Annotated in this window: 22 protein-coding genes; 14 read left to right on the top strand and 8 right to left on the bottom strand. The window is 74.0% G+C overall.

All coding sequences use genetic code 11. The annotated features are described in order from the left end of the window. Positions 1-217 precede the first annotated feature (217 nt). Positions 218-2,146: an ABC transporter ATP-binding protein gene (locus AB0917_RS25560; protein WP_366822002.1), complete on the top strand. Its 1,929-nt coding sequence runs from the start codon at positions 218-220 to the stop codon at positions 2,144-2,146. A gap of 17 nt (positions 2,147-2,163) precedes the next feature. Next, positions 2,164-4,197, top strand: coding sequence for an ABC transporter ATP-binding protein (locus AB0917_RS25555; RefSeq protein WP_366822001.1), 2,034 nt, complete (start codon positions 2,164-2,166; stop codon positions 4,195-4,197). On the opposite strand, the gene AB0917_RS25550 is transcribed toward AB0917_RS25555, so the two are convergent. The 3 genes from AB0917_RS25550 to AB0917_RS25540 all read right to left on the bottom strand — a co-directional run bounded on the left by AB0917_RS25550 (position 4,166) and on the right by AB0917_RS25540 (position 7,136). Next, positions 4,166-4,777: a response regulator transcription factor gene (locus tag AB0917_RS25550; protein WP_366822000.1), complete on the bottom strand. Its 612-nt coding sequence runs from the start codon at positions 4,775-4,777 to the stop codon at positions 4,166-4,168. The two genes, AB0917_RS25555 and AB0917_RS25550, sit on opposite strands and share 32 nt — an antisense overlap. 289 nt (positions 4,778-5,066) lie before the next feature. Further along, positions 5,067-5,948: a transglutaminase-like domain-containing protein gene (locus AB0917_RS25545; RefSeq protein ID WP_366821999.1), complete on the bottom strand. Its 882-nt coding sequence runs from the start codon at positions 5,946-5,948 to the stop codon at positions 5,067-5,069. 138 nt (positions 5,949-6,086) lie between these two features. Then, positions 6,087-7,136 carry a GNAT family N-acetyltransferase gene (locus tag AB0917_RS25540; RefSeq protein WP_366821998.1) on the bottom strand — a complete coding sequence of 350 codons (1,050 nt, stop codon included), beginning with the start codon at positions 7,134-7,136 and terminating at the stop codon, positions 6,087-6,089. A 117-nt stretch (positions 7,137-7,253) separates the two neighbouring features. On the opposite strand from AB0917_RS25540, the gene fdxA reads away from it, so the two are divergent. Further along, the gene (fdxA, locus tag AB0917_RS25535) at positions 7,254-7,574 is read left to right on the top strand and encodes a ferredoxin (RefSeq protein ID WP_336679498.1); all 321 of its coding nucleotides are present in this window, start codon (positions 7,254-7,256) and stop codon (positions 7,572-7,574) included. A 257-nt stretch (positions 7,575-7,831) separates the two neighbouring features. Then, positions 7,832-8,926, top strand: coding sequence for a succinyldiaminopimelate transaminase (gene dapC / locus AB0917_RS25530; protein WP_366821997.1), 1,095 nt, complete (start codon positions 7,832-7,834; stop codon positions 8,924-8,926). A gap of 168 nt (positions 8,927-9,094) precedes the next feature. Here dapC and AB0917_RS25525 read toward each other — a convergent pair whose 3' ends face one another. Further along, positions 9,095-9,517 carry an ATP-binding protein gene (locus tag AB0917_RS25525; RefSeq protein ID WP_366821996.1) on the bottom strand — a complete coding sequence of 141 codons (423 nt, stop codon included), beginning with the start codon at positions 9,515-9,517 and terminating at the stop codon, positions 9,095-9,097. A 309-nt stretch (positions 9,518-9,826) separates the two neighbouring features. Then, a complete protein-coding gene (locus AB0917_RS25520; protein WP_366821995.1) occupies positions 9,827-10,744 on the bottom strand; it encodes a hypothetical protein in 918 nt (305 codons plus the stop codon). A gap of 61 nt (positions 10,745-10,805) precedes the next feature. On the opposite strand from AB0917_RS25520, the gene dapE reads away from it, so the two are divergent. Together dapE and AB0917_RS25510 are read left to right on the top strand one after the other, a co-directional pair. Continuing rightward, on the top strand, positions 10,806-11,885 hold the full coding sequence (gene dapE / locus AB0917_RS25515) for a succinyl-diaminopimelate desuccinylase (RefSeq protein ID WP_366821994.1): 1,080 nt from the start codon (positions 10,806-10,808) through the stop codon (positions 11,883-11,885). Positions 11,886-12,029: 144 nt separating this feature from the next. Beyond that, a complete protein-coding gene (locus tag AB0917_RS25510; RefSeq protein WP_366821993.1) occupies positions 12,030-12,815 on the top strand; it encodes a TIGR00730 family Rossman fold protein in 786 nt (261 codons plus the stop codon). Between the two features lie 255 nt (positions 12,816-13,070). Here the strand turns inward: AB0917_RS25510 and folP are convergent, their stop codons facing one another. Further along, positions 13,071-13,943 carry a dihydropteroate synthase gene (folP, locus tag AB0917_RS25505; protein ID WP_366821992.1) on the bottom strand — a complete coding sequence of 291 codons (873 nt, stop codon included), beginning with the start codon at positions 13,941-13,943 and terminating at the stop codon, positions 13,071-13,073. Between the two features lie 115 nt (positions 13,944-14,058). Here folP and AB0917_RS25500 point away from each other — a divergent pair, with 115 nt between their 5' ends. Both AB0917_RS25500 and AB0917_RS25495 read left to right on the top strand, forming a co-directional pair. Continuing rightward, entirely contained in the window at positions 14,059-14,469 is a 411-nt protein-coding gene (locus AB0917_RS25500) for a cell division protein DivIVA (protein WP_366822004.1), read from the top strand. After that, a complete protein-coding gene (locus tag AB0917_RS25495) occupies positions 14,466-15,059 on the top strand; it encodes a DNA-3-methyladenine glycosylase I (protein ID WP_366821991.1) in 594 nt (197 codons plus the stop codon). The genes AB0917_RS25500 and AB0917_RS25495 overlap by 4 nt, the downstream gene beginning before the upstream one ends. A gap of 217 nt (positions 15,060-15,276) precedes the next feature. Here the strand turns inward: AB0917_RS25495 and AB0917_RS25490 are convergent, their stop codons facing one another. Continuing rightward, positions 15,277-16,089: an enoyl-CoA hydratase-related protein gene (locus tag AB0917_RS25490; protein ID WP_366822003.1), complete on the bottom strand. Its 813-nt coding sequence runs from the start codon at positions 16,087-16,089 to the stop codon at positions 15,277-15,279. A 316-nt stretch (positions 16,090-16,405) separates the two neighbouring features. Between AB0917_RS25490 and AB0917_RS25485 the strand changes: the two genes are divergently transcribed. After that, complete coding sequence (locus AB0917_RS25485; RefSeq protein WP_003966491.1) at positions 16,406-16,573, top strand: DUF3117 domain-containing protein; 168 nt, start codon at positions 16,406-16,408, stop codon at positions 16,571-16,573. 91 nt (positions 16,574-16,664) lie between these two features. Here AB0917_RS25485 and AB0917_RS25480 read toward each other — a convergent pair whose 3' ends face one another. Further along, entirely contained in the window at positions 16,665-17,330 is a 666-nt protein-coding gene (locus AB0917_RS25480; protein ID WP_093692458.1) for an O-methyltransferase, read from the bottom strand. A gap of 177 nt (positions 17,331-17,507) precedes the next feature. Between AB0917_RS25480 and sigE the strand changes: the two genes are divergently transcribed. The 5 genes from sigE to AB0917_RS25455 all read left to right on the top strand — a co-directional run bounded on the left by sigE (position 17,508) and on the right by AB0917_RS25455 (position 22,786). Further along, the gene (gene sigE / locus AB0917_RS25475) at positions 17,508-18,269 is read left to right on the top strand and encodes an RNA polymerase sigma factor SigE (protein WP_366821990.1); all 762 of its coding nucleotides are present in this window, start codon (positions 17,508-17,510) and stop codon (positions 18,267-18,269) included. Further along, positions 18,266-19,348, top strand: coding sequence for a zf-HC2 domain-containing protein (locus AB0917_RS25470; RefSeq protein ID WP_366821989.1), 1,083 nt, complete (start codon positions 18,266-18,268; stop codon positions 19,346-19,348). The genes sigE and AB0917_RS25470 overlap by 4 nt, the downstream gene beginning before the upstream one ends. Positions 19,349-19,493: 145 nt before the next feature. Then, the gene (locus tag AB0917_RS25465; protein ID WP_366821988.1) at positions 19,494-21,332 is read left to right on the top strand and encodes a trypsin-like peptidase domain-containing protein; all 1,839 of its coding nucleotides are present in this window, start codon (positions 19,494-19,496) and stop codon (positions 21,330-21,332) included. A 137-nt stretch (positions 21,333-21,469) separates the two neighbouring features. Further along, on the top strand, positions 21,470-21,979 hold the full coding sequence (locus AB0917_RS25460; RefSeq protein ID WP_366821987.1) for a sec-independent translocase: 510 nt from the start codon (positions 21,470-21,472) through the stop codon (positions 21,977-21,979). 126 nt (positions 21,980-22,105) lie between these two features. Beyond that, on the top strand, positions 22,106-22,786 hold the full coding sequence (locus tag AB0917_RS25455) for a hypothetical protein (protein WP_366821986.1): 681 nt from the start codon (positions 22,106-22,108) through the stop codon (positions 22,784-22,786). Positions 22,787-22,844: the final 58 nt, after the last annotated feature.

Here is a 22,844-nt window from a genome sequence, read left to right as displayed (position 1 = left end):
CACCGGGCGGCCCGACCGCCGGTCCCGCGCGGTACACCCGCCCGGGACCGGCGGCGTCCGTACCCGAGGCGCCCGGGACCGGCGGCGTCCGTATGCGACGCGCCCGGGACCGGCGGCGTCCGTATGCGACGCGCCCGGGACCGGCGGCGTCCGTACCCGACTGCTGCGGGCTTGGAAAGGAAGACCACGTGTGCTGCGGGCTGGAAAGGGGCATCCCGTGCGGCTGAGACCCCGCCCCGCGGCGGCGTCCGGCGCCCGGGACCTCGCCCGGCGCCACCCGGCCGCCCTCCTGGCCCTCCTCCTCTGCTCCACCGGAGGCGCGCTCGCCGCCCTCGCCCTGCCCGCCGCCCTCGGCCACACGGTCGACGGGCTCATCGGCGGCGGGCCCGTGCCCTGGTCCGGGCTGCTGCTCTGCGCCGCACTGACCCTCGCCGAGACCGGGTTCGACGCGGGTGCGGCCGTGCTCACCACCAGCACCACCGCCCGGCTCACCGCCCACCTGCGCACCCGCACCACCGCCCGGGTCCTCGCGGCCGAACCGCGCGGCGCCCTCGCCGTACCGACCGGCGACCTCACCGCCCGGCTCACCGCCCGCACCGCCGACGCGGCGGCAGCACCCGTCACCGCCGCCGGAGCCGTCTCGGGCGTCCTGCTCCCGGTCGGCGCGGTCACCGGCCTCTTCCTCATCGACCCCTGGACGGCGGCCGCCTTCCTCCTCGGCGCCCCCCTCCTCGTCGCCCTGCTGCACACCTTCACCCGCCGCACCGCCGACGCCGGGGCCGACTACCAGCGCGCCCAGTCGGTCATCGCCCACCGCCTCACCGAGGCGCTCGACGGCGCCGAGACCATCCGCGCCGCCCGCACCGGAGCCCGCGAGTACCGCCGCATCCTCGAACCCCTGGGCGCCCTGGCCGACCACGGCCGGCGCACCTGGACCGTGTACGGGCGGGCCGCCGGCCAGAGCGCCCTGCTGCTGCCGCTCCTCATGCTGCTGGTCCTCGCCGTCGGCGGCCTCCGCCTCGGCGCGGGCGCGATCGGCGTCGGGGACCTGGTCGCCGCCTCCCGGTACGCGGCCCTCGCCGTCGGCATCGGCGCCCTCACCGGAGCGCTCGGCGCCCTCGCCCGCAGCCGCGCCGCCGCCCGCACCCTGGACCCGCTGCTCACCCTGGACCCGCTGCCGCACGAGGGCCTGGGCCCGCCCCCCGGCGGCCCCGGCCACCTCGAACTCCGGGACGTCGGCGTCGTACAGGACGGCCGGCCCCTGCTCAGCGGGGTCCGCCTGACCGTCCCCGGCGGCACGTCCCTGGCCGTCGTCGGCCGCTCGGGCTCGGGCAAGTCGGTGTTCGCGGCGGTCGCCGGACGGCTCCTGGACCCGGACACCGGGGCCGTGCTGCTGGACGGCGTACCGCTGACCGCCATGGACCCCGCCCTTCTGCGCCCCGAGGTCGCCTACGCCTTCGCCCGCCCCGCCCTGCCCGGCACCACGGTCGAGGACACGATCGCCTTCGGGCCGTGGACCGCCGAGCCCGAGGCGGTACGGGAGGCCGCCCGCGCCGCCAGGGCCGACGGGTTCGTCGGGCTCCTCCCGTACGGCTACGCCACCGTGCTCACCGACGCCCCGCTCTCCGGCGGCGAACGCCAACGCCTGGGCCTGGCCCGCGCGTTCGCCCACCCCGGCCGCCTGCTGATCCTGGACGACGCGCTCTCCGGCCTCGACACCGTCACCGAGCACCACGTCCGCCGAGCGCTCGACGAGCGGGCGGGGCGCAGCACCCGCGTGATCGTGGCCCACCGGCTCTCCTCGGCCGCCCGCGCGGACCGGGTTCTCTGGCTGGAGGACGGCCGCGTCCGGGCGACGGGCCCGCACCAGGAGCTCTGGGCGGATCCGGAGTACCGGGCGGTGTTCCGTACGGACGCGACGGAGGCGACCGGGCCACCGTCCGAGGCGCCGGCTGTGTCCGGGGCGCCGGTCACGTCCGAGGCGCCGGAGGCCCCGGACGAGCCGGAGGCCCCGGACGAGCCGGAGGCCCCGGCCACCCCGGCCACCCCGGCCACCCCGGACGAGCTGGCCACCCCGAACGACCCGGCCACCCCGGCACCACCACGGCCGCGCCCCGGAGCGGCACAGGGAGCGGAGGTCCGGTGACGGCATCGGCGAGGCCGGTGAAACGGAAACCGGCTCGGGGCAGCGGCCGTCGTGACGGCGCCCTCACCCGGGTCACACGGGACGCCCGCCCCTTCCTCCGCGCCCGCACCGGAACCGTCCTGCGGCTGGCCGGCTGGTCCCTGCTGGAGTTCGTCCAGACCTTCCTCGGCGGATTCGGTGTGGCCAGGGCGCTCGACCACGGCTTCCTCGCCGGACGCCCGCTCACCGGCCTCCTCTGGCTGGCCGTCGCCGCCGTGGCCGTCCTCCCCGCCCAGCTCGCCACCCGGGGGGTCTTCGGGCGCCTCGCGGACCTGGTGGAGCCGTTGCGCGACGGGCTGGTGCGGCGCGCGGTCTCGCGGGCGCTCGTAGGGGCCCTCGCGCGCCCCGCCGGCGCCACCGCGCGCTCCCTCTCCCAGGTCACCCATCAGAGTGAGATCGCCCGGGACGGCTGGGCCGGACTCGTCCTGACGCTGCGGTCGTTCGTGTTCACGGTGGCCGGGGCCGTGGCGGGCCTGCTGGCCCTGGAGCCGAGGCTCCTGCTGATCGTGGTGCCCCCGCTGGTCCTGGGCGCGGCCCTGTTCGCGGCCACCCTGCTGCCGATGGCCGCCCGCCAGCGCGACTACCTCACCGCCGACGAGGCGTACGCCGCCCACGCGGGCCGGACGGCGGCGGACCTGCGGGACATCGCCGCCGCCGGGGCCGCCGGCCGTACGGTGGCGGAGTCCCGGGCCCTGGCCGACGACCAGGTCCGCGCGGCCCGTTCGCTGGCCCGCTGGTCCGGCGTACGGGTGGTGGCGCTCGCGGTGTGCGGCCGCTTCCCGCCGCTCCTGCTGCTGCTCGGCGCCCCCTGGCTGCTGCGCAACGGCCTGACGCCCGGCGCGCTGGTGGGCGCGCTGACGTACCTCACCCAGGCGCTGGCCCCGGCGGTGCAGGCGCTGATGACCATGCTCTCCACGGTCGGCGGCCGCCTGCTGGTGGTCCTGGACCGCTTCACGGACGCGCCACCGCCACCGGCCGACGACGATGACCGGCCCCGGACCGACGAGGACCCGCACCCGCCGGCCGCCGACCGGATACCGCCCGCCGACCGGATACCGTCCTCCGACCGGACACCGCCCGCCGACGAGCCAGAGCGGCAGCCGCACCCCCAGCCGCCTCCACCGGCCGCCGACGAGCCGCACCCGCATCCACCGCCCGCCGGCCGGACACCGCCCGCCAACCGGACACGACCCGCCGCCCCGTCACCGCCCCCCGCACCCCGCGACGCGCCCGTGCCCGTGCCCGCGCCCGTGGCCGTCCCCGTGGCCGAACTCCGCGAGGTCACCTTCGCGTACGGGCCGGCCGCGCACCCCGTGCTGGACCGGCTCTCCCTCACCGTCGCCCCCGGCGAGCACCTCGCGGTCGTCGGGCCGAGCGGCAGCGGCAAGTCGACGCTCGCCGCCGTCATCGCCGGGGTGGAGGCGCCCACGGGCGGCGCGGTGCGGTGGCGGGGGCGGCCGGTGCGCCCGGCCGACGCCACCTCCGTACGGGTCCTGCTGCCCCAGCACGCCTACGTGTTCACCGGTTCGCTGCGCGACAACCTCCGCTACCTCCGCCCCGGCGCGAGCGACCGCGACCTGGCCGCCACGGTCGACGCGCTCGGCCTGGACCCCCTGCTCACCCGGCTCGGCTCCCTCGACGCGCCCCTCGAACCGGACCGGCTCTCCCAGGGCGAACGTCAGCTCGTCGCCCTCGGCCGGGCCCATCTGGCGGCCCCGCCGCTCATCGTGCTCGACGAGGCGACCAGCCGGCTCGACCCGGCCGCCGAGACCCGCGCCGAGCTCGCGTTCGCCGCGCTGCCGGGCGCCCTGCTCGTCGTCGCCCACCGCCTGAGCTCGGCCCGGCGCGCCGACCGGATCCTCGTGATGGACGGCCCCCGCACCCGCTGCGGGACCTCCGCCGAGCTGCTGCGTACCTCGGCCCTCTACCGGGACCTGGCCGGACTCTGGGAACCGGACGACCCGCCCCACGAGAACGGGTTCATATCCACCCCGCCTCCTTCGCCCGCCTGATGGCGTCCACCCGATTGCGCGCCCCGGACTTCCGAATGGCGGCGGCGAGGTAATTGCGTACCGTCCCCGGGGTCAGATGCAGCCGCCCCGCGATACCGGAGACGGTTTCCCCGCCCTCGGCAAGGGAGAGCACGCTCAATTCCCTGGGGGATAAGGGCATGTCGGCCACCTGTAACAGGCTGAAGGCAAGTGACTCGTCGATATGCCGCCCGCCGTCGGCCAGTTTGTGCATGACCTCGGAGAGATCGTCCACCGGCCGGTACTTGTCGATATAGCCGCGGGCGCCCGCCTCGTAGGCCCGGCGCAGCCCCCGTGGCCGGTCGCTGCGGGTCAGGACGGCCAGCGGACAGCCCTTGCCGTGCGGTTCGGCCAGCGACCTCACCTCCTCCAGGACGTCCAGCGCGTCCGGACAGTCGAGATCGGTGAGGAGCACATCCGGTCCTGGTCCCGTGCCGGCGAGTGCCGGACGTATCGCGCACCGCTCGGCGGTCGTTACGTCTATTCCCTGCCCGGCACCGAGCAGGGAGGCCAGCGAAGCGCGCCACAGGGGCACGGAGTGAACCAGCAGAACGGTTGTCATCAAGCTGCCCTCGGCATTTCTCTCCTGGCGCGCGCACTACAGGCGTATCGCAGAATGCGATGGCGTGTGCGCGTCGGGTGACGAGTCTCCAGTGGAGCGCATGAGCATTCGGGTACGCCGACGAATTGGCGGATTCCCGTGCCTGATGGGCGCGGATGGGGGCGTTCGGATGTAAATCGGGAGCGCACGGGGTGGCGAACTGGCGAGGACACGCCCGGCGGGTTCCGGACACGCCCTGGCCCCGAGGTCAGGAGGGTGCGGCTCCCGCCGGAATCAGCGTGCCTCCGGCTCAGTTCAGCAGGGCCCGAGCCGCCTGGGCCTTGTGCCGGATCGACTCGGCCGTGGTCGGCTCGATGGTGTCGAGCACATCCGCGTACTCCTCCATCTCCGCCGCCCCGCGCTGGAACTCCCCGCGCTGGACCAGCAGTTGGGCCCGCTCGTAGCGCAGCCGGGCCGGGTGCGAGGGCAGGAGCAGGGAGAGATCCACCGCCCAGAGGGCCACATCCGTGCGCTCGGGGCGGGCGGCGGCCCAGGCCCTGATGTTGTTCAGGATCCGCAGCACGATCTCCAGCGGCCGCGCGGGCGTCAGCATGGACGGATCGAGCCGCGCCCCTGTCGCCGCGGTCACCAGGAGGTGCGCGTCCTGGCCGGTCAGCGGCGCGCCCCCGGTGAACGGATCGACGAGCACCGGCTGCGCCGGATCCCCGAAGCCGACCACGAAGTGGCCGGGAAGCGCCACCCCGTACACCGGGGCGCCGGCCCGCCGGGCGACCTCGATCCAGACCACCGAGAGCAGGATCGGCAGTCCCCGGCGGCGGCGCAGCACATGCTGGAGGAGCGAGGACTCCAGCCGCTGGTAGTCGGCCGACGATCCACCGAACTCGTGCTGCTCACCGAGCAGTTCGGCCAGTGCCGAGGCCCAGGCGACGGGGGAGCGGGGGCCGTACGGCAACAGCCCGGCCAGCCGGTCCAGTTCGATCTGCGCCGCGTCGATCCCGTACGGGTCGGGGGAGGCCTCGTCCGGATCGACCGGGCGCGGTTCGTCCGGGCCGAGCGGGCCCGCCTCCGCGCCCAGCAGCAGGCAGAGCAGCGCCAGATCCGGCCGTTCGGACCGGGCCTCCTCGGCGAACTGCCGCCGGTGGTCGGCCGTACCGGAATCCTGCGCGCTCATATGCGACCCATGCCCCTGCTTGTCCCTGCTGCCGACTGCCTCGGCCCGGCCCACCGTCGCGGGCCCCGTCACGACGGGATCCGGCCCATCGTCCCGGGCTCCGTCACGTCGGGGTCCGGCCCGCCGTTCCGGGCTCCGTCACGCGGGCCGGAAGTGGTGGTAGCGGTGGTGCGCCGCGAAGCCCATTCCGTCGTACAGCGCCCGCGCGCCCTCATTGTCCTCCTCCACCTGGAGCCAGGCCGCCGAGGCGCCCTCCTCCAGGGCCCGGCGGGCCAGCGCGGCCATCACCGAGGTGGCCAGCCCGCGCCGCCGGTGCTCGGGAGCGACCTCGACGGCCATGAACCCCGCCCAGCGCCCGTCCACGACGCACCGGCCGATCGCCGCGGGCGCCTCGGCCCCGCGTCCGCCCTCGGTTCCGCCCCCGCCCCCGCTGCCGCCCCCGGCCCCGGCCCCGCCCGCCACCGTGGCGAACCAGACCGACGGGCCGGCGCCCAGCACCCGCAGCACATGGGGGCCCGGGGTGGAGAAGCGCTGGTAGCGCGAGAGCCACGCCGTGTCCGGCTCGCGGGTCAGCCGGACCGCCGAAACGTCCGCGTCCAGGTCACCGACCGGCGCCAGCGCGGCGATCCGCACCTCCGCGGTGACCTCGCGCCGCCACCCGTGCCGCTCCAGCTCCGCGCAGAGGACCTCCTGCGCCCCCTCGGCCCCGGTCGCGGTCTGGATGTACGGGGGCAGACCCCGCTCCTCGTACCACCGTTCGACCCGCCCGAACGCCTCGCCGAGCGGCAGACCGGGATCGCCGAGCGGCAGCGCGGAGTTGGCGCGCCGGGTGAAGCCCCCGGCGGCGCGCAGCCGCCACTCGCCCAGGGGCTCGCTCTCCACCGGCTGCCAGGCGCGCGCGGTGACGGCCGCCAGCTCCGGGAAGGAGGCCGCGGGGCCCCGCCTGCGGGCCGGGGCGGCGGGGACGACCTTGCCCGCCACCAGGGAGGATTCCATGATGCGGACGGACTCCCCACTCTTCCGTGTGATCGAGACCACACCGTCGTCCCATGATGTGAGAACACCGATCGCGTCGGTGAACTCCGCGCCCGCGCCGCCCTCATCGGACCGCCGCCGGACGGAGACGCGTTTACCCACGTCAGCCGGTGTGATGCGGACTTCCAGTCGTCCGCCCATGGTGAATTCCACAGCTCTGTCCGCCCCTCCTGTTCGGATCGTGCCCGAGAACGGAGATACTAGGGGCGGGCATCGACGACGCCGCGCTCCCGCGCGAGAGCCAACGCCCTACCGAGGAGGAACGACAGCGTGACCTACGTCATCGCGCAGCCTTGTGTCGACGTGAAGGACAAGGCCTGCATCGAAGAGTGCCCCGTCGACTGCATTTACGAGGGCCAGCGGTCCTTGTACATCCACCCGGACGAATGCGTCGACTGCGGAGCTTGTGAGCCGGTCTGCCCGGTCGAGGCCATCTTCTACGAGGACGACACCCCGGAGGAGTGGAAGGACTACTACAAGGCCAACGTCGAGTTCTTCGACGACCTCGGCTCGCCGGGCGGTGCCTCCAAGCTGGGCCTCATCGAGCGTGACCACCCGTTCGTCGCCGGACTGCCGCCGCAGAACCAGTAACCGGCAGCACCACGCGCGCAGCCCGGTCCCGTACGGCTTGTCACCGTGCGGGGCCGAGGCGTTTCCCCGTACGGCAGGGGAACACGCCCCGCACGCCTTCCGGGAGCAGACCGGGAGCAGACCGAACAGCCCTGACCGTCCGAACGGCCCCGACAGCCCGAGCAGCCCTGACAGCCCGAACGGCCCGAAGGACCCTGACAGTCCGAACAGCCCGAAGAGCCTGAACGGCCCGAGAAAGCCCGAGAAAGCAGAGTCCCGTGTCCGCAGTCTCCTCCCGCCTCCCGGTCTTCCCCTGGGACAGGCTCACGCCGTACAAGACGACGGCCCAGGCCCACCCGGACGGCATCGTGGACCTCTCCGTCGGCACGCCGGTCGACCCGGTGCCCGAGGTGATCCAGCGGGCGCTCGTCGCCGCCGCCGACAGCCCCGGCTATCCGACGGTGTGGGGGACCGAGGCCCTGCGCGACGCGCTCACCGGCTGGGTGGAGCGGCGCCTGGGCGCGACCGGCGTGACCCACGCCAACGTGCTGCCGGTCGTCGGCTCCAAGGAGCTGGTGGCCTGGCTGCCGACACAGCTCGGGCTCGGCGCGGGCGACAAGGTCGCCTACCCGCGGCTCGCCTACCCGACGTACGAGGTCGGCGCCCGGCTCTGCGGCGCCGAGCCCGTCGTCTACGACGACCCGACCGAGCTGGACCCGGCCGGGCTGAAGCTCCTGTGGCTCAACTCGCCCTCCAACCCGACCGGCCGGGTGCTCGCCAAGGACGAGCTGGTCCGGATCGTCGCCTGGGCGCGCGAGCACGGCGTGCTGGTCTTCAGCGACGAGTGCTACCTGGAGCTGGGCTGGGACGCCGAGCCGGTCTCGGTGCTCCACCCGGACGTCTGCGGCGGCCACTACGACGGCATCGTGGCCGTCCACTCGCTCTCCAAGCGCTCCAACCTGGCCGGCTACCGGGCCGCCTTCATCGCGGGCGACGCGGCCGTCCTGGGCGAGCTGCTGCTGATCCGCAAGCACGGCGGGATGATGACGCCCGCCCCCGTTCAGGCCGCCGCCGTCGCCGCCCTCGGGGACGACGCGCACGTGGCCGAGCAGCGTGCCCGGTACGCGGACCGCCGCCTGGCCCTGCGCGCCGCCCTGGAGGCGCACGGCTTCCGGATCGAGCACAGCGAGGCGAGCCTGTACCTCTGGGCGACCCGCGACGAGCCGTGCTGGGAGACCGTGGCCCACCTCGCGGAGCGGGGCATCCTGGTGGCGCCCGGCGACTTCTACGGCCCGGCGGGCGAGCGCTTCGTCCGGGTGGCGTTCACCGCGACCGACGAGCGGGTGGCGGCGGCGGTCAAGCGCCTGTCCTGACGTACACGGCCGAGCCTGCCGTGCACGGCCGAGCCTGCCCTGCACGCAAGGACGAGTACGTACGCGTCCTTGCGTGCACAAGGCCGAGTACGGGCTGTCGGACGCGTACGAGAGGGCCCGGGGAGTGCGTACTCCCCGGGCCCTCTCGCCTGTTCGTACGGCGGTGGGTCAGCCGATCGGCAGACCACCCAGCGGCAGGCCGCCCGCGAGGGCGTCGGTCGGCAGGCCGCCACCGGCGGCACCGGCCAGGCCGCCGACGGCCTCGCCCGCGCTGCCCGCGGTCTGGCCCGCGGTCTCCTGGACGGCGGGGGCGGCCACCTTGGCGGTCTGGCCGACGGTCCGGCCCGCGGCCGGCAGGGCGGTGCCGACCAGGCGGCCGCCGGTCTCACCGGCGGCCTGGGTGCCCTGCTGGGCGGCGCTGTCCACGGTGTTGCCGAGACCGGCACCGTCCAGCGCGGTGAGACCGCCGAGGTCCGGGGCCTGCGGGAGCTCTGCGGCACCTGCGGCGCCGGCCGCACCGACCACGGGGGCTGCACCTGCGGCGAGCAGCAGCGCGGTACGAGCGATCCGGCGGGTCAGGGGGAGGGACATGGTGCTCCTTCGACGGGGTGTCAACGATTCGCCAACGGTGTCTGACGAGGTCTGTCCGTGAGCCGGACGCACTGACAACCGGTCCGAGGGGAGGGAAAGTTGCGGTGGGCGAAGGTAAAGAGTGGGTAATGCGTCCGATAATCCGCAGTGGGGGAACCCGGGCGGACACCGCATCCCGGAGCCGTCGGCTGAACCGTCACTTCTCTTGGGGCGCAAGGGAACCGGTGCGCGGCGTGCGCGGTGCGGAAGGGGTCGCCGGAGGGGTGCTGGAGCGGCCGGCCCAAAGATCCGTACGAGGGACGGTCCGTACTACTGAGCGACCCGGATCCCGACGGCCGTCGTGTCCGGTTCCCTGTCCTTCGCGCTCTCCGTCCGCCAGCCCGAACCGGCCTCCCAGACCCGGTCGGCGTAGCTCACGCGCTCGATCCGCAGCGCCTCCGAGTGCGCCACCGCCCAGTGCGCCAGCTCCCAGCCGCGCTGCGGCGCGCCGTCCGCCTTCGTCCGGGCCGTCGCCGGTACGGGCACCGAGACGGTGGCGGAGGCCGACGCGCCCGCCGCCACCGCGCCCGGCAGGACGTCCTTGCCGAAGGTGCGCACCAGCTCGGCCCGCACCTGCCCCGCGTCCCCCGGGCCCTGGGCGTTCTTCGTCGACGGCGTGCAGTTCAGCGAGGTGGGCTCGCGCCCGGTCAGCGCGGCGGCCAGCAGCGCGGCGTCCGGCTCGTGCTTCGCGTACGCCTGCGGGAAACCGCTGCGCTGCACGCGCTGCGCCGCCACGGTCAGCGGGAGCCGCGAGTACCCCGGGACCTCGGCGAGGTGGTCGTAGAACTCCCCGGCCGAGTACACCGGGTCCATGATCTGCGCCACGGTCCCCCAGCCCTGCGAAGGCCGCTGCTGGAACAGGCCCACCGAGTCCCGGTCCCCGTAGTCGATGTTGCGGAGCGTGGACTCCTGGATCGCCGTCGCGATGGCGATCGTCACCGCCCGCTCCGGCATCCCACGGGTGGTTCCCACGGCGGAGATCGTCGCCGCGTTCGCCGCCTGGTGCAGGCTCATCTCGTAGCTGTGCTCCCCGTCGGCGGCGCGGACCACGCAGCGCGGCGCGGACGGGGTGGTGGAGGAGTCGTACTGCACGGCCAGATAGCCGCCGAGCGCCGCGAGCACGGCGAAGCCGGCCGCGTAGCGGATGAGGCGGCTGCGGCGGCGGGCGGGTCTGGCGGTCCGGGGCACGGCCCCACCGTACTGGAGGGTGCGGCAGGGGCCGATACCCAAGTCCCTTAGGGTCGTGGCCATGGCCGATAGCACGCTTGACCTGACCCTGGACGGCCCGGCGCTCACCGCCCGGCTCGTCGACCTCCCCTCGGTCAGCGGGGAGGAGAAGGCACTCGCCGACGCGATCGAGACAGCGCTGCGCGGCCTGCCCCACCTGACCGTCGACCGCCACGGCAACAACGTCGTCGCCCGCACGAACCTCGGCCGCGCCGAGCGTGTCGTCCTCGCCGGGCACATCGACACCGTGCCGATCGCGGACAACGTCCCCTCCCGCCTGGACGCGGACGGCATCCTCTGGGGCTGCGGGACCTCCGACATGAAGGCCGGCGTCGCCGTCCAGCTCAGGATCGCCGCGACGGTCCCCGCGCCCAACCGCGACCTGACCTTCATCTTCTACGACAACGAAGAGGTCGCCGCCCACCTCAACGGCCTGGGCCACATCGCCGCCGCCCACCCCGACTGGCTCGCCGGAGACTTCGCCGTCCTGCTGGAGCCCTCCGACGGCGAGGTGGAGGGCGGCTGCCAGGGCACGCTCCGGGTCCACCTGCGTACGACGGGGGAGCGGGCGCACTCCGCGCGCAGCTGGATGGGGTCCAACGCCGTCCACGCGGCCGCCCCGATCCTGGCGAAGCTCGCCGCGTACGAGCCGCGCCGCCCGGTCATCGACGGCCTCGAATACCACGAGGGGCTCAACGCCGTCGGCATCGAGGGGGGCGTCGCCACCAACGTCATCCCGGACGCCTGCACCGTCGTCGTCAACTACCGCTACGCCCCCGACCGCACCGAACAGGAGGCCATCGCCCACGTCCGCGAGGTCTTCGCCGACTGCGGCGTGGCCGAGTTCGTCATCGACGACCACTCCGGCGCGGCCGTGCCCGGCCTCTCCCACCCCGCCGCCAAGGCCTTCATGGAGGCGGTCGGCGGCACCGCCCGGCCCAAGTTCGGCTGGACGGACGTCTCCCGCTTCGGCGGCCTCGGCGTCCCCGCCGTGAACTACGGCCCCGGCGACCCGATCTACGCCCACAAGCGCGACGAACACGTGGTGGTCGAGAAGATCACCCACTGCGAGGACCGCCTCCGCTCCTGGCTGACCGCCTGACCGCCTGACCAGCTGACTGCCTGACCGGCTGACCGTCGGACGTACGGCATTCCCCCGTACGTAACCTCCGCCGATCTACCCTGGCCGGACGCAGCACGACACAGCCCGACCCAGGACGACGCAGGTCGGTGGAGGGAGCGGAACATGGGCAACGCCGAGGACGCACGGATCCCTGAGGGTGCGGAGGTCCCGGAGGGCGCGGTGGCCCCCGAGGAACAGTGGCAGGGCCCGGTGGTGCGCCGCAGGGAGCAGGTCCAGCCCGGAACGACCGATCAGCGGCTGCTGGACTCCGAGGGCGACTCGGAGTGGGTGCACACCGACCCCTGGCGGGTGATGCGCATCCAGTCGGAGTTCGTCGAGGGCTTCGGCGCACTCGCCGAACTGCCGAGCGCGATCAGCGTCTTCGGCTCGGCCCGCACCCCGGCCGGATCGGCGGAGTACGAGGCCGGGGTGGAGATCGGCAAGGCGCTGGTCGACGCGGGCTTCGCGGTGATCACCGGCGGCGGCCCCGGAGCGATGGAGGCCGCCAACAAGGGCGCCCGGGAGGCTAAGGGCGTCTCGGTCGGCCTCGGCATCGAGCTGCCCTTCGAGTCCGGGCTGAACCCGCACGTCGACATCGGCGTCAACTTCCGCTACTTCTTCGTCCGCAAGACGATGTTCGTGAAGTACGCGCAGGGCTTCGTGGTCCTGCCCGGCGGCCTCGGCACCCTGGACGAACTCTTCGAGGCGCTCACCCTCGTCCAGACCGGCAAGGTCACCCGCTTCCCGATCGTCCTGTTCGGCACGGCCTACTGGGGCGGTCTGATCGACTGGCTCCGCGACACGGTGGTCGCCCAGGGCAAGGCCTCGGAGAAGGACCTGCTGCTCTTCCACGTGACGGACGACGTGGAGGAAGCGGTGACGCTGGTGACGAAGGAGGTCGGGCGGTAGGGGCCCCGAGCCCGGCCGCCCCGAGCCCGGCCGCCCCGAGCCTGCCCGGCGGGGCCCGCCCCTTCTCGGCTGGTCCGGCACCATCGAACCGGTTCGTCCGGGATCCGACCTTGTCGGCCGGTCCGGAGCCGGAGATATCAAGGGAGATATCAAGCCCGTCCGGCGCTTGAGGACATCTTCTCGGTCCCTCCGGCACTTGAGGAGCGGGGTCCAGGGGCAGCGCCCCAGGCCCCGCCCCGCAGGGCGGGCGCGCCCCTACGCCAGCCCCCGCCGCGCCACCGCCGGCTCCCGGTGCCCGGCGATCGACGCCACCATGTCCAGCACCTGCCGCGTCTCCGCCACCTCGTGCACCCGGTACACCCGCGCCCCCAGCCACGCCGAGACCGCCGTCGTGGCCAGTGTCCCGATCACCCGCTCCTTCACCGGCCGGTCCAGCGTCTCGCCCACGAAGTCCTTGTTGGACAGGGAGACCAGCACCGGCCACCCTGTCTCCGCCATCTCCTCAAGCCGACGCGTCGCCTCAAGAGAGTGCCGCGTGTTCTTACCGAAGTCGTGGCCCGGATCGATCATGATCCCGTCCGCCCGCACCCCGAGCTGAACCGCCCGCTCCGCCAGCCCGACCGTCACGCGCAGGATGTCCGCCATGACGTCGTCGTACGCGATCCGGTGCGGCCGGGTCCGCGGCTCCGCGCCGCCCGCGTGCGTGCAGACCAGCCCCGCCCCGTACCGGGCGGCGACCTCCGCCAGCTTCGGGTCGACCCCGCCCCACGCGTCGTTCAGCACGTCCGCCCCGGCCTCGCAGACCGCCTCGCCCACGTCGTGCCGCCAGGTGTCCACGCTGATCACTACGTCCGGGTGGCGGCGGCGGACCTCGGCGACGAACCCGACCGTGCGGCGCGCCTCCTCCTCGGCGCTCACCTCCTCGCCGGGGCCGGCCTTCACCCCGCCGATGTCGATGATCGCGGCTCCCTCGGCCACCGCCTGCTCGACCCGGGCGAGCGCGGGCTCGTCCCTGAACGTGGCGCCCTGGTCGTAGAAGGAGTCCGGGGTCCGGTTCACGATCGCCATGATCACCGGCTCGTGCGGCCCGAATTCCCGCCGCCCCAGCCTGAGTGCACCGCTTCGCATCCCGTGTTTCCTCCTCGATAGTCCGCCTGCGACCCTAAGGCCTTTCGCGGTCGGCCCCGACTGTCGGTGACACATGGCACGATCGGAGCCGGTCGAGGTTTCCGCCCCCGGGGAGATGCGCGTGTTCTGGTTCTTGCTGCTCACGATGGTCGTGGTCGTCACAGCGGTCACCCTGGCGGTGGTCGGGGGTGGCGGGAGCGCCGTGCTCCAGGACGTCACCCCCGAGCGGTTCACCGACCCCCTGCCCGCGACCCGCCCGGTCGGCCGGGCGGACGTCGAGGCGCTGCGCCTGCCGATGGCCGCCCGTGGCTACCGGATGGCGGACGTCGACGAGGCGCTGTCCCGGCTCGGCGCGGAGCTGGCCGAGCGGGACGCCAGGATCGCGGAGCTGGAGTCCGCCCTGGCCGGGGCGCAGGCCGCCGCGGTGACGCGCGGGACCGACCTCTTCAAGCAGCCGGGGGACCGGCCCGCGGAGCCGGGCGGCCACGTCCACGGCTCGGCTCGCGGTGAGGACGACGGCCGATGAGCGGCGCGGCCGTGGCCGCCCCCGACGGGCGGCTGCGCTGCCCGTGGGGCCTGTCCACCGAGGACTACCTCGTCTACCACGACACCGAGTGGGGCCGCCCGGTCCACGGGGACGACGCCCTGTTCGAGCGGCTCTGCCTGGAGGCGTTCCAGTCCGGCCTCTCCTGGCTGACCATCCTGCGCCGCCGCGAGACCTTCCGTACGGCCTTCGCCGGGTTCCGCATCGCCGAGGTCGCGCGGTTCACCGACGCCGACCGGGAGCGGCTCCTCGCCGACCCGGGCATCATCCGCAACCGGGCCAAGGTCGACGCCACCCTCGCCAACGCGAAGGTGCTCGCCGACTGGCCGGCCGGGGAGCTGGACGAGCTGATCTGGTCGTACGCCCCCGACCCGGCCGGCCGCCCCGCCCCGCGCGGGCTCGGCGACGTCCCCGCCGTGACCCCGGAGTCCACCGCCCTGGCGAAGGAGCTGAAGAAGCGCTCGATCCGCTTCGTCGGCCCGACCACGGCGTACGCGCTGATGCAGGCCTGCGGCCTGGTCGACGACCACCTCGCGGACTGCGTGGCCCGGGGCGGCGCCGCCGTACGGTGAACCGGCCACGCATCCGGCGGACGGCGCCTGCCCTGCGGACGGCGCGTGCCCCGGCCGTCGGCGTCCGCCCCGGCTGTCGGCGCCTGTCCGGCCGTCGGCACCCGCCCCGGCAGGCGGCACCCGCCCCGACCGGCGGCGCCGGCACCGCCGCCCGCCCCAGCAGGCGGCACCGCCGCCCGCCCCAGCAGGCGGCACCGGCATCCGCCCCGACCGGCGGCTACTTCCCGAGGTAGACCGGCTTCTCCTTCGCCAGGAACGCCTCCACCGCGATGGTGTGGTCCTGCGACGCGCCCGCCCGGGTCTGGAGTTCGTCCTCCTTCTCCAGCGCCTCGGCGAGCGTGTGCCCGGCGCCGTACGCCATCGACTCCTTCAGCGCCGCGTACGCCACCGTGGGGCCGGCCGCCAGCTTCCGGGCCACCGCCGCGGCCTGCTCGGCCAGCTCGGCCGCCGGGACCACGCGGTTGACGAGGCCCAGCTCGTACGCGTCCTGCGCGGAGATCGAGCGCGGGAAGAACAGCAGATCGGCCGCGCGGCTCGGGCCGATCAGCCGGGGCAGCGTCCAGGACACGCCCGAGTCGGCGGTCAGTGCGACGCCCGCGAAGGAGGTGTTGAAGGAGGCCGTGTCGGCGACCACCCGGTAGTCGGCCGCCAGGGCGAACCCGAACCCGGCCCCGGCCGCGACGCCGTTCACCCCGGCGACCACGGGCTTGGCCATCTCGGTGATCGCCCGCACGATCGGGTTGTAGTGCTCCCGCACTGTGCTCAGCGCGTTGCCGCCGCCCGACTCGCGGGTCGCCGCGAGCGTGGCGACGTGCTCCTTGAGGTCCTGGCCGACGCAGAAGGCGCGCCCGGTGGCCGTGAGCAGGACCGCCCGTACGGCGGGGTCCGCGGCCGCCTCCCGCAGGGAGTCCCGGAGCGCGACCTTCGCCGCGGTGTTCATGGCGTTCATCGCGTCGGGTCGGTTGATCGTGATCGTCGCGAGACCCTCGCTCACGTCGTAGAGCACGGTGTTCGCCAGCTTGTCGGCCATTGCGGTCATCCCCTCACTGCTCGGGCATCGTTGCCACTGGAGGCAAGCATGGCCGACGCGGAGCGGGCCGTAGATGTGACCTGCGTCTAACAATTGGCTCTCACCTGAGGGCCCGGGGCGGCGCAGTATCGCAGCCGGATCGCCGAATTGGGTGGTTTTGAGAGAGCGCGTTGCGCAAGCGATGCAGAGCGATGTTGGTCATCGGGGTCCCTGATGCGGGATAATGGCGAAGAAGCAATGTGTTCGATGCCGGTGAGGCAGCGCCTGTCATGGGGCCGCCGGTTGCGATGAGCTGGTTTCAGGAAGGGGAACGAGCATGGCGGCCATGAAGCCGCGGACGGGCGACGGCCCGCTCGAGGTGACAAAGGAGGGGCGGGGCATCGTCATGCGCGTTCCGCTCGAAGGCGGCGGTCGGCTTGTTGTCGAGCTGACTCCGGACGAGGCCGATGCCCTCGGCGACGCGCTGAAGAAGGTCGTCGGCTGACGCGGAACGCCCATCACCTTCACCACTGCCCGGTACGGATCCCGTACCGGGCAGTGGTGCGTTCCGGACCTCTTCGTCTTCTCCGCGCCGCTCAGCCGCGCCGGACCGCGCAGAGCAGCCCGTCGCCGACCGGCAGCAGCGTCGGCATCAGCTCCTGGCTCTCGCGCACCGCGCGCAGCAGCTCCCGCAGCCGCAGCACCTCGGCGGGCTGGGCGGCGGAGTCGACCGTACGGCCGTCGGCGAAGACGCCCTCGAAGCAGACCAGCCCGCCGGGGCGCAGCAGGCGCAACGATTCAGCGAGGCAGTCGAGGCTCTCCAGCCGGTCACCGTCGCAGAAGACGAGGTCGTAGCCGCCGTCCGCGAGGCGGGGCAGCACGTCCAGGGCGCGGCCGGGGATGAAGCGGGACCGGTTGGAGGCGAAGCCGGCCTCGCGGAACGCCTCCCGGGCGAACTGCTGGCGCTCGGGCTCCGGGTCCACCGTGGTCAGCACGCCGTCGGGCCGCATCCCGTGCAGCAGATAGATGCCGGACACGCCTGTGCCCGTGCCGATCTCCGCCACCGCTTTGGCATCCGCGGCACCGGCCAGCAGGCGCAGCGCGGCGCCGGTGCCCGGTGACACCGAGCGGAGCCCCAGCTCACGGGCCCGTTCCCGGGCCCGGTGCAGGGCTTCGTCCTCGGCGACAAAGGCGTCGGCGAACGCCCAGCTCGTCTGCCGGTTGGCGGTAATGACCCTCTCCTGTCCCCGTAGTTGGCGCAACGGTGACTGTATCCGCTGGACCCGGGAACCCGCAGATGGGACCGGGCGTTGTGCAAGGAGTGGGGAAAGCCCAGCGCCCCGGCCCGCGGATCGGACCGGTGAGCTGTGCGAAGTCCCGGGCGAAGCCCGGCCCCAGCAGGGAAAAAGGCTTATCCGGAGCTAACGGGCGAGGTGGCTATGGTAGGGGCTCCACTGGACACCACCAGAGCCGATAGGGGAGGTGCGGCTGCGCCTGTGGATCGGGGAGGGGTGCTGCGGCGCCTTCTCAGGTCGGCCGGTGAGCCGAAATCCGTGACCAACATTGCTGACCGTTCTTCCGAAGTTTCCGCACCGACCGCGACCTTCGCCTCTGATGCGGACTCTCAGGCGTGGACCCCACCCTCATGGGAAGAGATCGTCAGCACGCACAGCGGTCGCGTGTACCGCCTTGCCTACCGGCTGACGGGTAACCAGCACGACGCCGAGGACCTCACCCAGGAAGTCTTCGTCAGAGTCTTCCGTTCGCTGTCGACGTACACGCCCGGCACGTTCGAGGGCTGGCTGCACCGCATCACCACCAATCTCTTCCTGGACATGGTCCGGCGCAAGCAGCGGATCCGCTTCGACTCGCTCGGCGACGACGCGGCCGAGCGGCTGCCCAGCCGGGAGCCGTCCCCGCAGCAAGTCTTCAACGACACCCACTTCGACGCCGACGTGCAGCAGGCGCTGGACACCCTCGCGCCCGAGTTCCGCGCGGCCGTCGTCCTCTGCGACATCGAGGGCCTCAGCTACGAGGAGATCGCGGCGACCCTCGGTGTGAAGCTCGGCACCGTGCGCAGCCGCATCCACCGCGGCCGCTCGCACCTGCGCAAGGCGCTCAAGCACCGTTCGCCCGAAGCCCGCGCCGAGCAGCGCTCCCTGGCGGACGCGGTCCTGGCAGGGGAGGGCGGAACGGCGTGAGCGGCACAGGTCCGACCGGTCCCACCCCTGCCGAAGCGCACCTGGGGGACCGGCTCGCCGCGCTGGTCGACGGCGAGCTCAACCACGACGCCCGCGAGCGGGTCCTCGCCCACCTGGCGACCTGCGCGAGGTGCAAGGTCGAGGCCGACGCCCAGCGCCGCCTCAAGAGCGCCTTCGCCATGTCCGCCGCCCCCTCGCCCTCCGAGGGGTTCCTGGCCCGGCTCCAGGGCCTTCCCGGGGGCCCTGGCGGCGACGACACCGGCTCCGGCCGGCCGTTCGGCACCGGTGGACCGTTCGCCGACGAGTTCTTCCCCCCGCTGGGGTCATCGGGCTCCACCCGCAGCGACGCCGCCGCGCCGCCCTCCCCGCTGGACGACTTCGCGTACGTCCCCACGGCCCACGGCTCCACCGCCGTGCTGCCCGGCGGCTCCCGCTCCGGCTTCCGCATCCACGAGGTGGCCCGGGACGCCGAGCGCTCGCCGTGGCGCGGCCGTCGCTTCGCCTTCGCCGCGGCCGGTGCCGTCTCCCTGGCGGCCATCGCGCTCGGCGGCACCCTGCCGCTGGACTCCGCCCCGGACCCGCTCCTGCGCGCCGAGGGCAGTGGGAACAGGGTGACCCCGCTCGACGCGGAGACCCGCGCCGGGGGCTCGGAGGAGGCGGTCAGCCGCCGTGGCGGCTCCCAGTCGGTGGGCGGTGACCGCCTGGCCGTCAACCGGTCCGCGGCCGACGCGTCGTCGACCGGCTCGCCCCGGCCCTCGCCCCTGCTCACCGCTCCACCGGCGTCCGTCGCCCCGGCGGTGAAGCCACCCCTGTCCCCGCGCGCGCAGACGACGCTCCCACCGCTGTTCGCCGCCTCGGCACTGGGCGGACACCCCTTCACGTTCCCCGCGCTGAACGTGTCCGTGCCGCCGCTGATACGTCCGACCGGTGGCTCCACACCGCTGCTCGCGGCGGTGCTGGGCAGCGGTTCGACGGCGAAGGCGCTCACACCGTCGGCGTCCTCGTCACCGGCGTCCTCGCGGCCGGATCGGCCCTCGCCGACCAACGACCTGGCGAGCCCGCTCTCCTCCCAGCGCTGACCGGGCACCGGCCCCACCCCGGCCGAACCCGTACGGGAAGGTGGCCGAACCACGACGGGACCCCTGCGCGGCGATTCGCAAACCTGGTTGAATTCCGGGGAGGAACGCCTCTGTGGGGCGTACAGAGGCCAGTTGCGGGGAGAGCATGGACGACGGTAAGCCCACCGGGCCGCAGGCGAAGTGGTGGAGCCGCCCCGCGACGGGGCGGCCCGGCCGCGCCGAGCCGGAGGGCGCGGGCCGCCCCGCCGGAAGCGAGGCCCCCGCGGACCGGACCGACACCACCGGCCAAACCGACACCACCGGCCAAACCGGCGTCCCCGCGCCCACCGAGGGCCCCCTGCACGCCGACGCTCCCGCGCACGCCGACGCCCCCGCGCCCATCAAGGGCCCCGCGCACGCCGACGCCCCCGCGCCCACCTCAGGCCAGGAGCCGCAGCCGTCCCGCCCGTCCGGGCCGCCGCTGCACGAGCCCGACGCGTACAGCACCCCGCCCTACGGCGGCCCCGGACCGTGGGCGCCCGCGCCGCCGGTCCAGCGGCCGACCCCGGCCCACGGCACCCCCGTACCCCCGCAGGCCGCACCGCTGCCGCCGCAGCCGTCCCCGGCGGCCCCGCACTCCTCGTCCGCCCACCCGCACCCCGCCCCCGTAGCACCGCGGCCCTCGCCCGTGGCCCCGCACCCCGCCCCCGTACCGCAGCCGCGCAGCTCCCCCGAGCAGGCGCCGTACGCGACGGCGGACGGGGCCGGGGCGCCGCTGCCGGGGCCGGGGGAGCAGCAGTCCGTGCAGTGGCTCCAGTACGACCCGTGGGGTGCGCCGGGGCAGCCGCTGACCCAGGCGGGACCGCCCGCCGGCGCCGAGCCGGGACGCCGGAAGAAGCGCCGCGGCGGGGCCTTCGCCGGAGTGCTGCTGCTCACCCTGGTCGCCAGCGGTATCGGCGGCGGCGTCGGCGCGTACATCGAGCGCACCGGCGGCCTGACCACCATCGAGCTGCCGCAGGCGAGCCACGACAACGGCGACCGGGCCCCCGAGAGCGTCGCGGGCATCGCCGCCAGCGCCCTGCCCAGCGTGGTCACCCTGCACGTCAGCGGCACCGCCGAGTCCGGCACCGGCACCGGCTTCGTCCTCGACGGCCGAGGCCACATCCTCACCAACAACCACGTCGTCGCCCCGGCGGGGTCCACCGGCGACATCACCGTGACGTTCAGCACCGGCGAGGTCGCCGCCGCCGAACTCGTCGGCAAGGACAGCGGCTACGACCTCGCCGTCGTCCGGGTCCGAGGCGTCTCCGGCCTCAAGCCCCTGCCGCTGGGCAACTCCGACAACGTCCGGGTGGGCGACCCGGTGGTGGCCATCGGCGCCCCCTTCGACCTGTCCAACACGGTCACCTCGGGCATCATCAGCGCCAAGCAGCGCCCGATCACCGCGGGCGGCGAGAAGGGCGACGGCAGCGACATCAGCTACGTCGACGCCCTCCAGACCGACGCCCCGATCAACCCCGGCAACTCCGGCGGCCCGCTGGTCGACGCGCAGGCCCATGTCATCGGCATCAACAGCGCCATCCGCGCCGCCGACAGCGGCAAGGGGCCCGAGCGCGGCGGCCAGTCCGGCTCCATCGGCCTCGGCTTCGCGATACCGATCAACCAGGGCAAGCGCGTCGCCGAGGAGCTGATCAACACCGGCCGGGCCACCCACCCGGTGATCGGCGTCACGCTGGACATGCAGTTCACCGGCGACGGGGCCAAGGTCGGCACCAAGGGCGCCGACGACGGCCCGGCGGTCACCAAGGACGGCCCGGCCGCCAAGGCGGGCATCCGGTCCGGTGACGTGATCACCGAGGTGCAGGGACAGCGGGTGCACAGCGGGGAGGAGCTGATCGTGAAGATCCGCGCCCACCGGCCGGGCGACCGGCTGGAGCTGCGGCTGACCCGAGGTGGCAACCCGCTGTCCGTCACGTTGACGCTCGGCTCGGCGAGCGGCACGTGAGCGACACGGCGAGGTACCGCCCGTACAGGTCGGCCAGGTACCGTTGAGCGGTCCGGGCGCTCGTCCCACCCGGCCGGGGCCGGACGCGGAAGCCGGGATCGGCCAAGAACCACGCGGAGAACACGAGGAGCAGCTAGGTGTTCAATGACATAGGCGCACTGGAGCTGCTGACCCTCGGGGTGCTGGCCGTGCTGGTCTTCGGCCCCGACAAGCTGCCCAAGCTGATCCAGGACGTCACGCGCACCATCCGTAAGATCCGTGAGTTCTCGGACAGCGCCAAGGACGACATCCGCTCGGAGCTGGGCCCGCAGTTCAAGGACTTCGAGTTCGAGGACCTCAACCCCAAGACGTTCGTCCGCAAGCAGCTGATGGACGGCAACGACGACCTGGGGCTGAAGGAGATCGCCGAGAGCTTCGACCTCCGCAAGGAGATCGCCGACGTCACGGACGCGGTCAACGGCCGCACGCCGGTATCGGATGCCGCACCGGATACCGCCAACAGTGCGGTGAACGGATCGGCGGGCGCGTCGGCCCCAGCCACCTCACCCAGCCTCACCAAGACCGGTGACACCACCCCTGACCTGCTGAAGAAGGCTCCGCAGCAGCCGCAGCCCGAGCGGCCGCCGTTCGACGCGGACGCCACCTGACACCAGGTCAATCCCGACTCGTCCGGACGGTATGGCTATTCTCCATCTGTCCGGTTGCGAGGATGCCCACGCCCGCGGGGGGCGGGCCGCTCCGGATCAGGACTGATCGAGGAGGCGGCCGCTCAGATGGAGACGACGAGTCGGGTGGATGCGGACGGTGCCCCTGGCCCGGTCACGGCAAAGGAGGTTCCGACGACCCGGCGGCGTACCGTCGACGGCTACCTGGAGGCCTCGTTCCCCTGGTACGGGCTGGACGAGGCCTTCACCGGCCCGCGCTGGCTGATGCAGGTCGGCACGGCGGCGGACGGCACCGTGCAGCACGGTTCCACCGGGCACGGCGAGGAGCCCTCGGTGAAGACGGACGGTTCCACCGCCGAGAAGGAACGGTTCGCGGCCGTCATCACGGTCGCCGCCAGCCCCGTCAGACGCAGCGGTGACGGTACGGGGGTCCTGGACGCCACCACGGTCTCCTCGGCGGCCTGGCTGGCCGGCTCGGGCCTGCTGGCGTACACCTGGCCGCCGCAGATGGACCACACCCTGCGCGACGACTGGCTGGACCAGCAGACCGAGACGGCGTTCACCCTCGCCGACGACCTCGGCTCCGCGCCCTGGTCGACGCTCTCCCTGCCGGTGGACGGCGTTCCGGTGGAGTTCCACTACCGGGAGTCCGAGTTCGGCTGGGTGCTGGCCGGGTCGGCGCACGACGGCGTGCACATCGGGGCGTACGGGCGCGGGATGAGCGCGTACGGTCTCGGGTTCGCGGTGATCAAGGCGGAGGTGTTGTGGCAGGCTGCGGCCAGGCCATGACGCCGCTTCGCCGGCAAGGCCGGCTCCTACAAAGGTCAGCGCCGTCTGTAGGAGCCGG

This window comes from Streptomyces sp. NPDC007346, assembly GCF_040703535.1.
GTDB lineage: Bacteria > Actinomycetota > Actinomycetes > Streptomycetales > Streptomycetaceae > Streptomyces.
The sequence above is the reverse complement of the archived record's forward strand: the minus strand, read 5'-3'. Positions and strand labels throughout refer to the sequence as shown.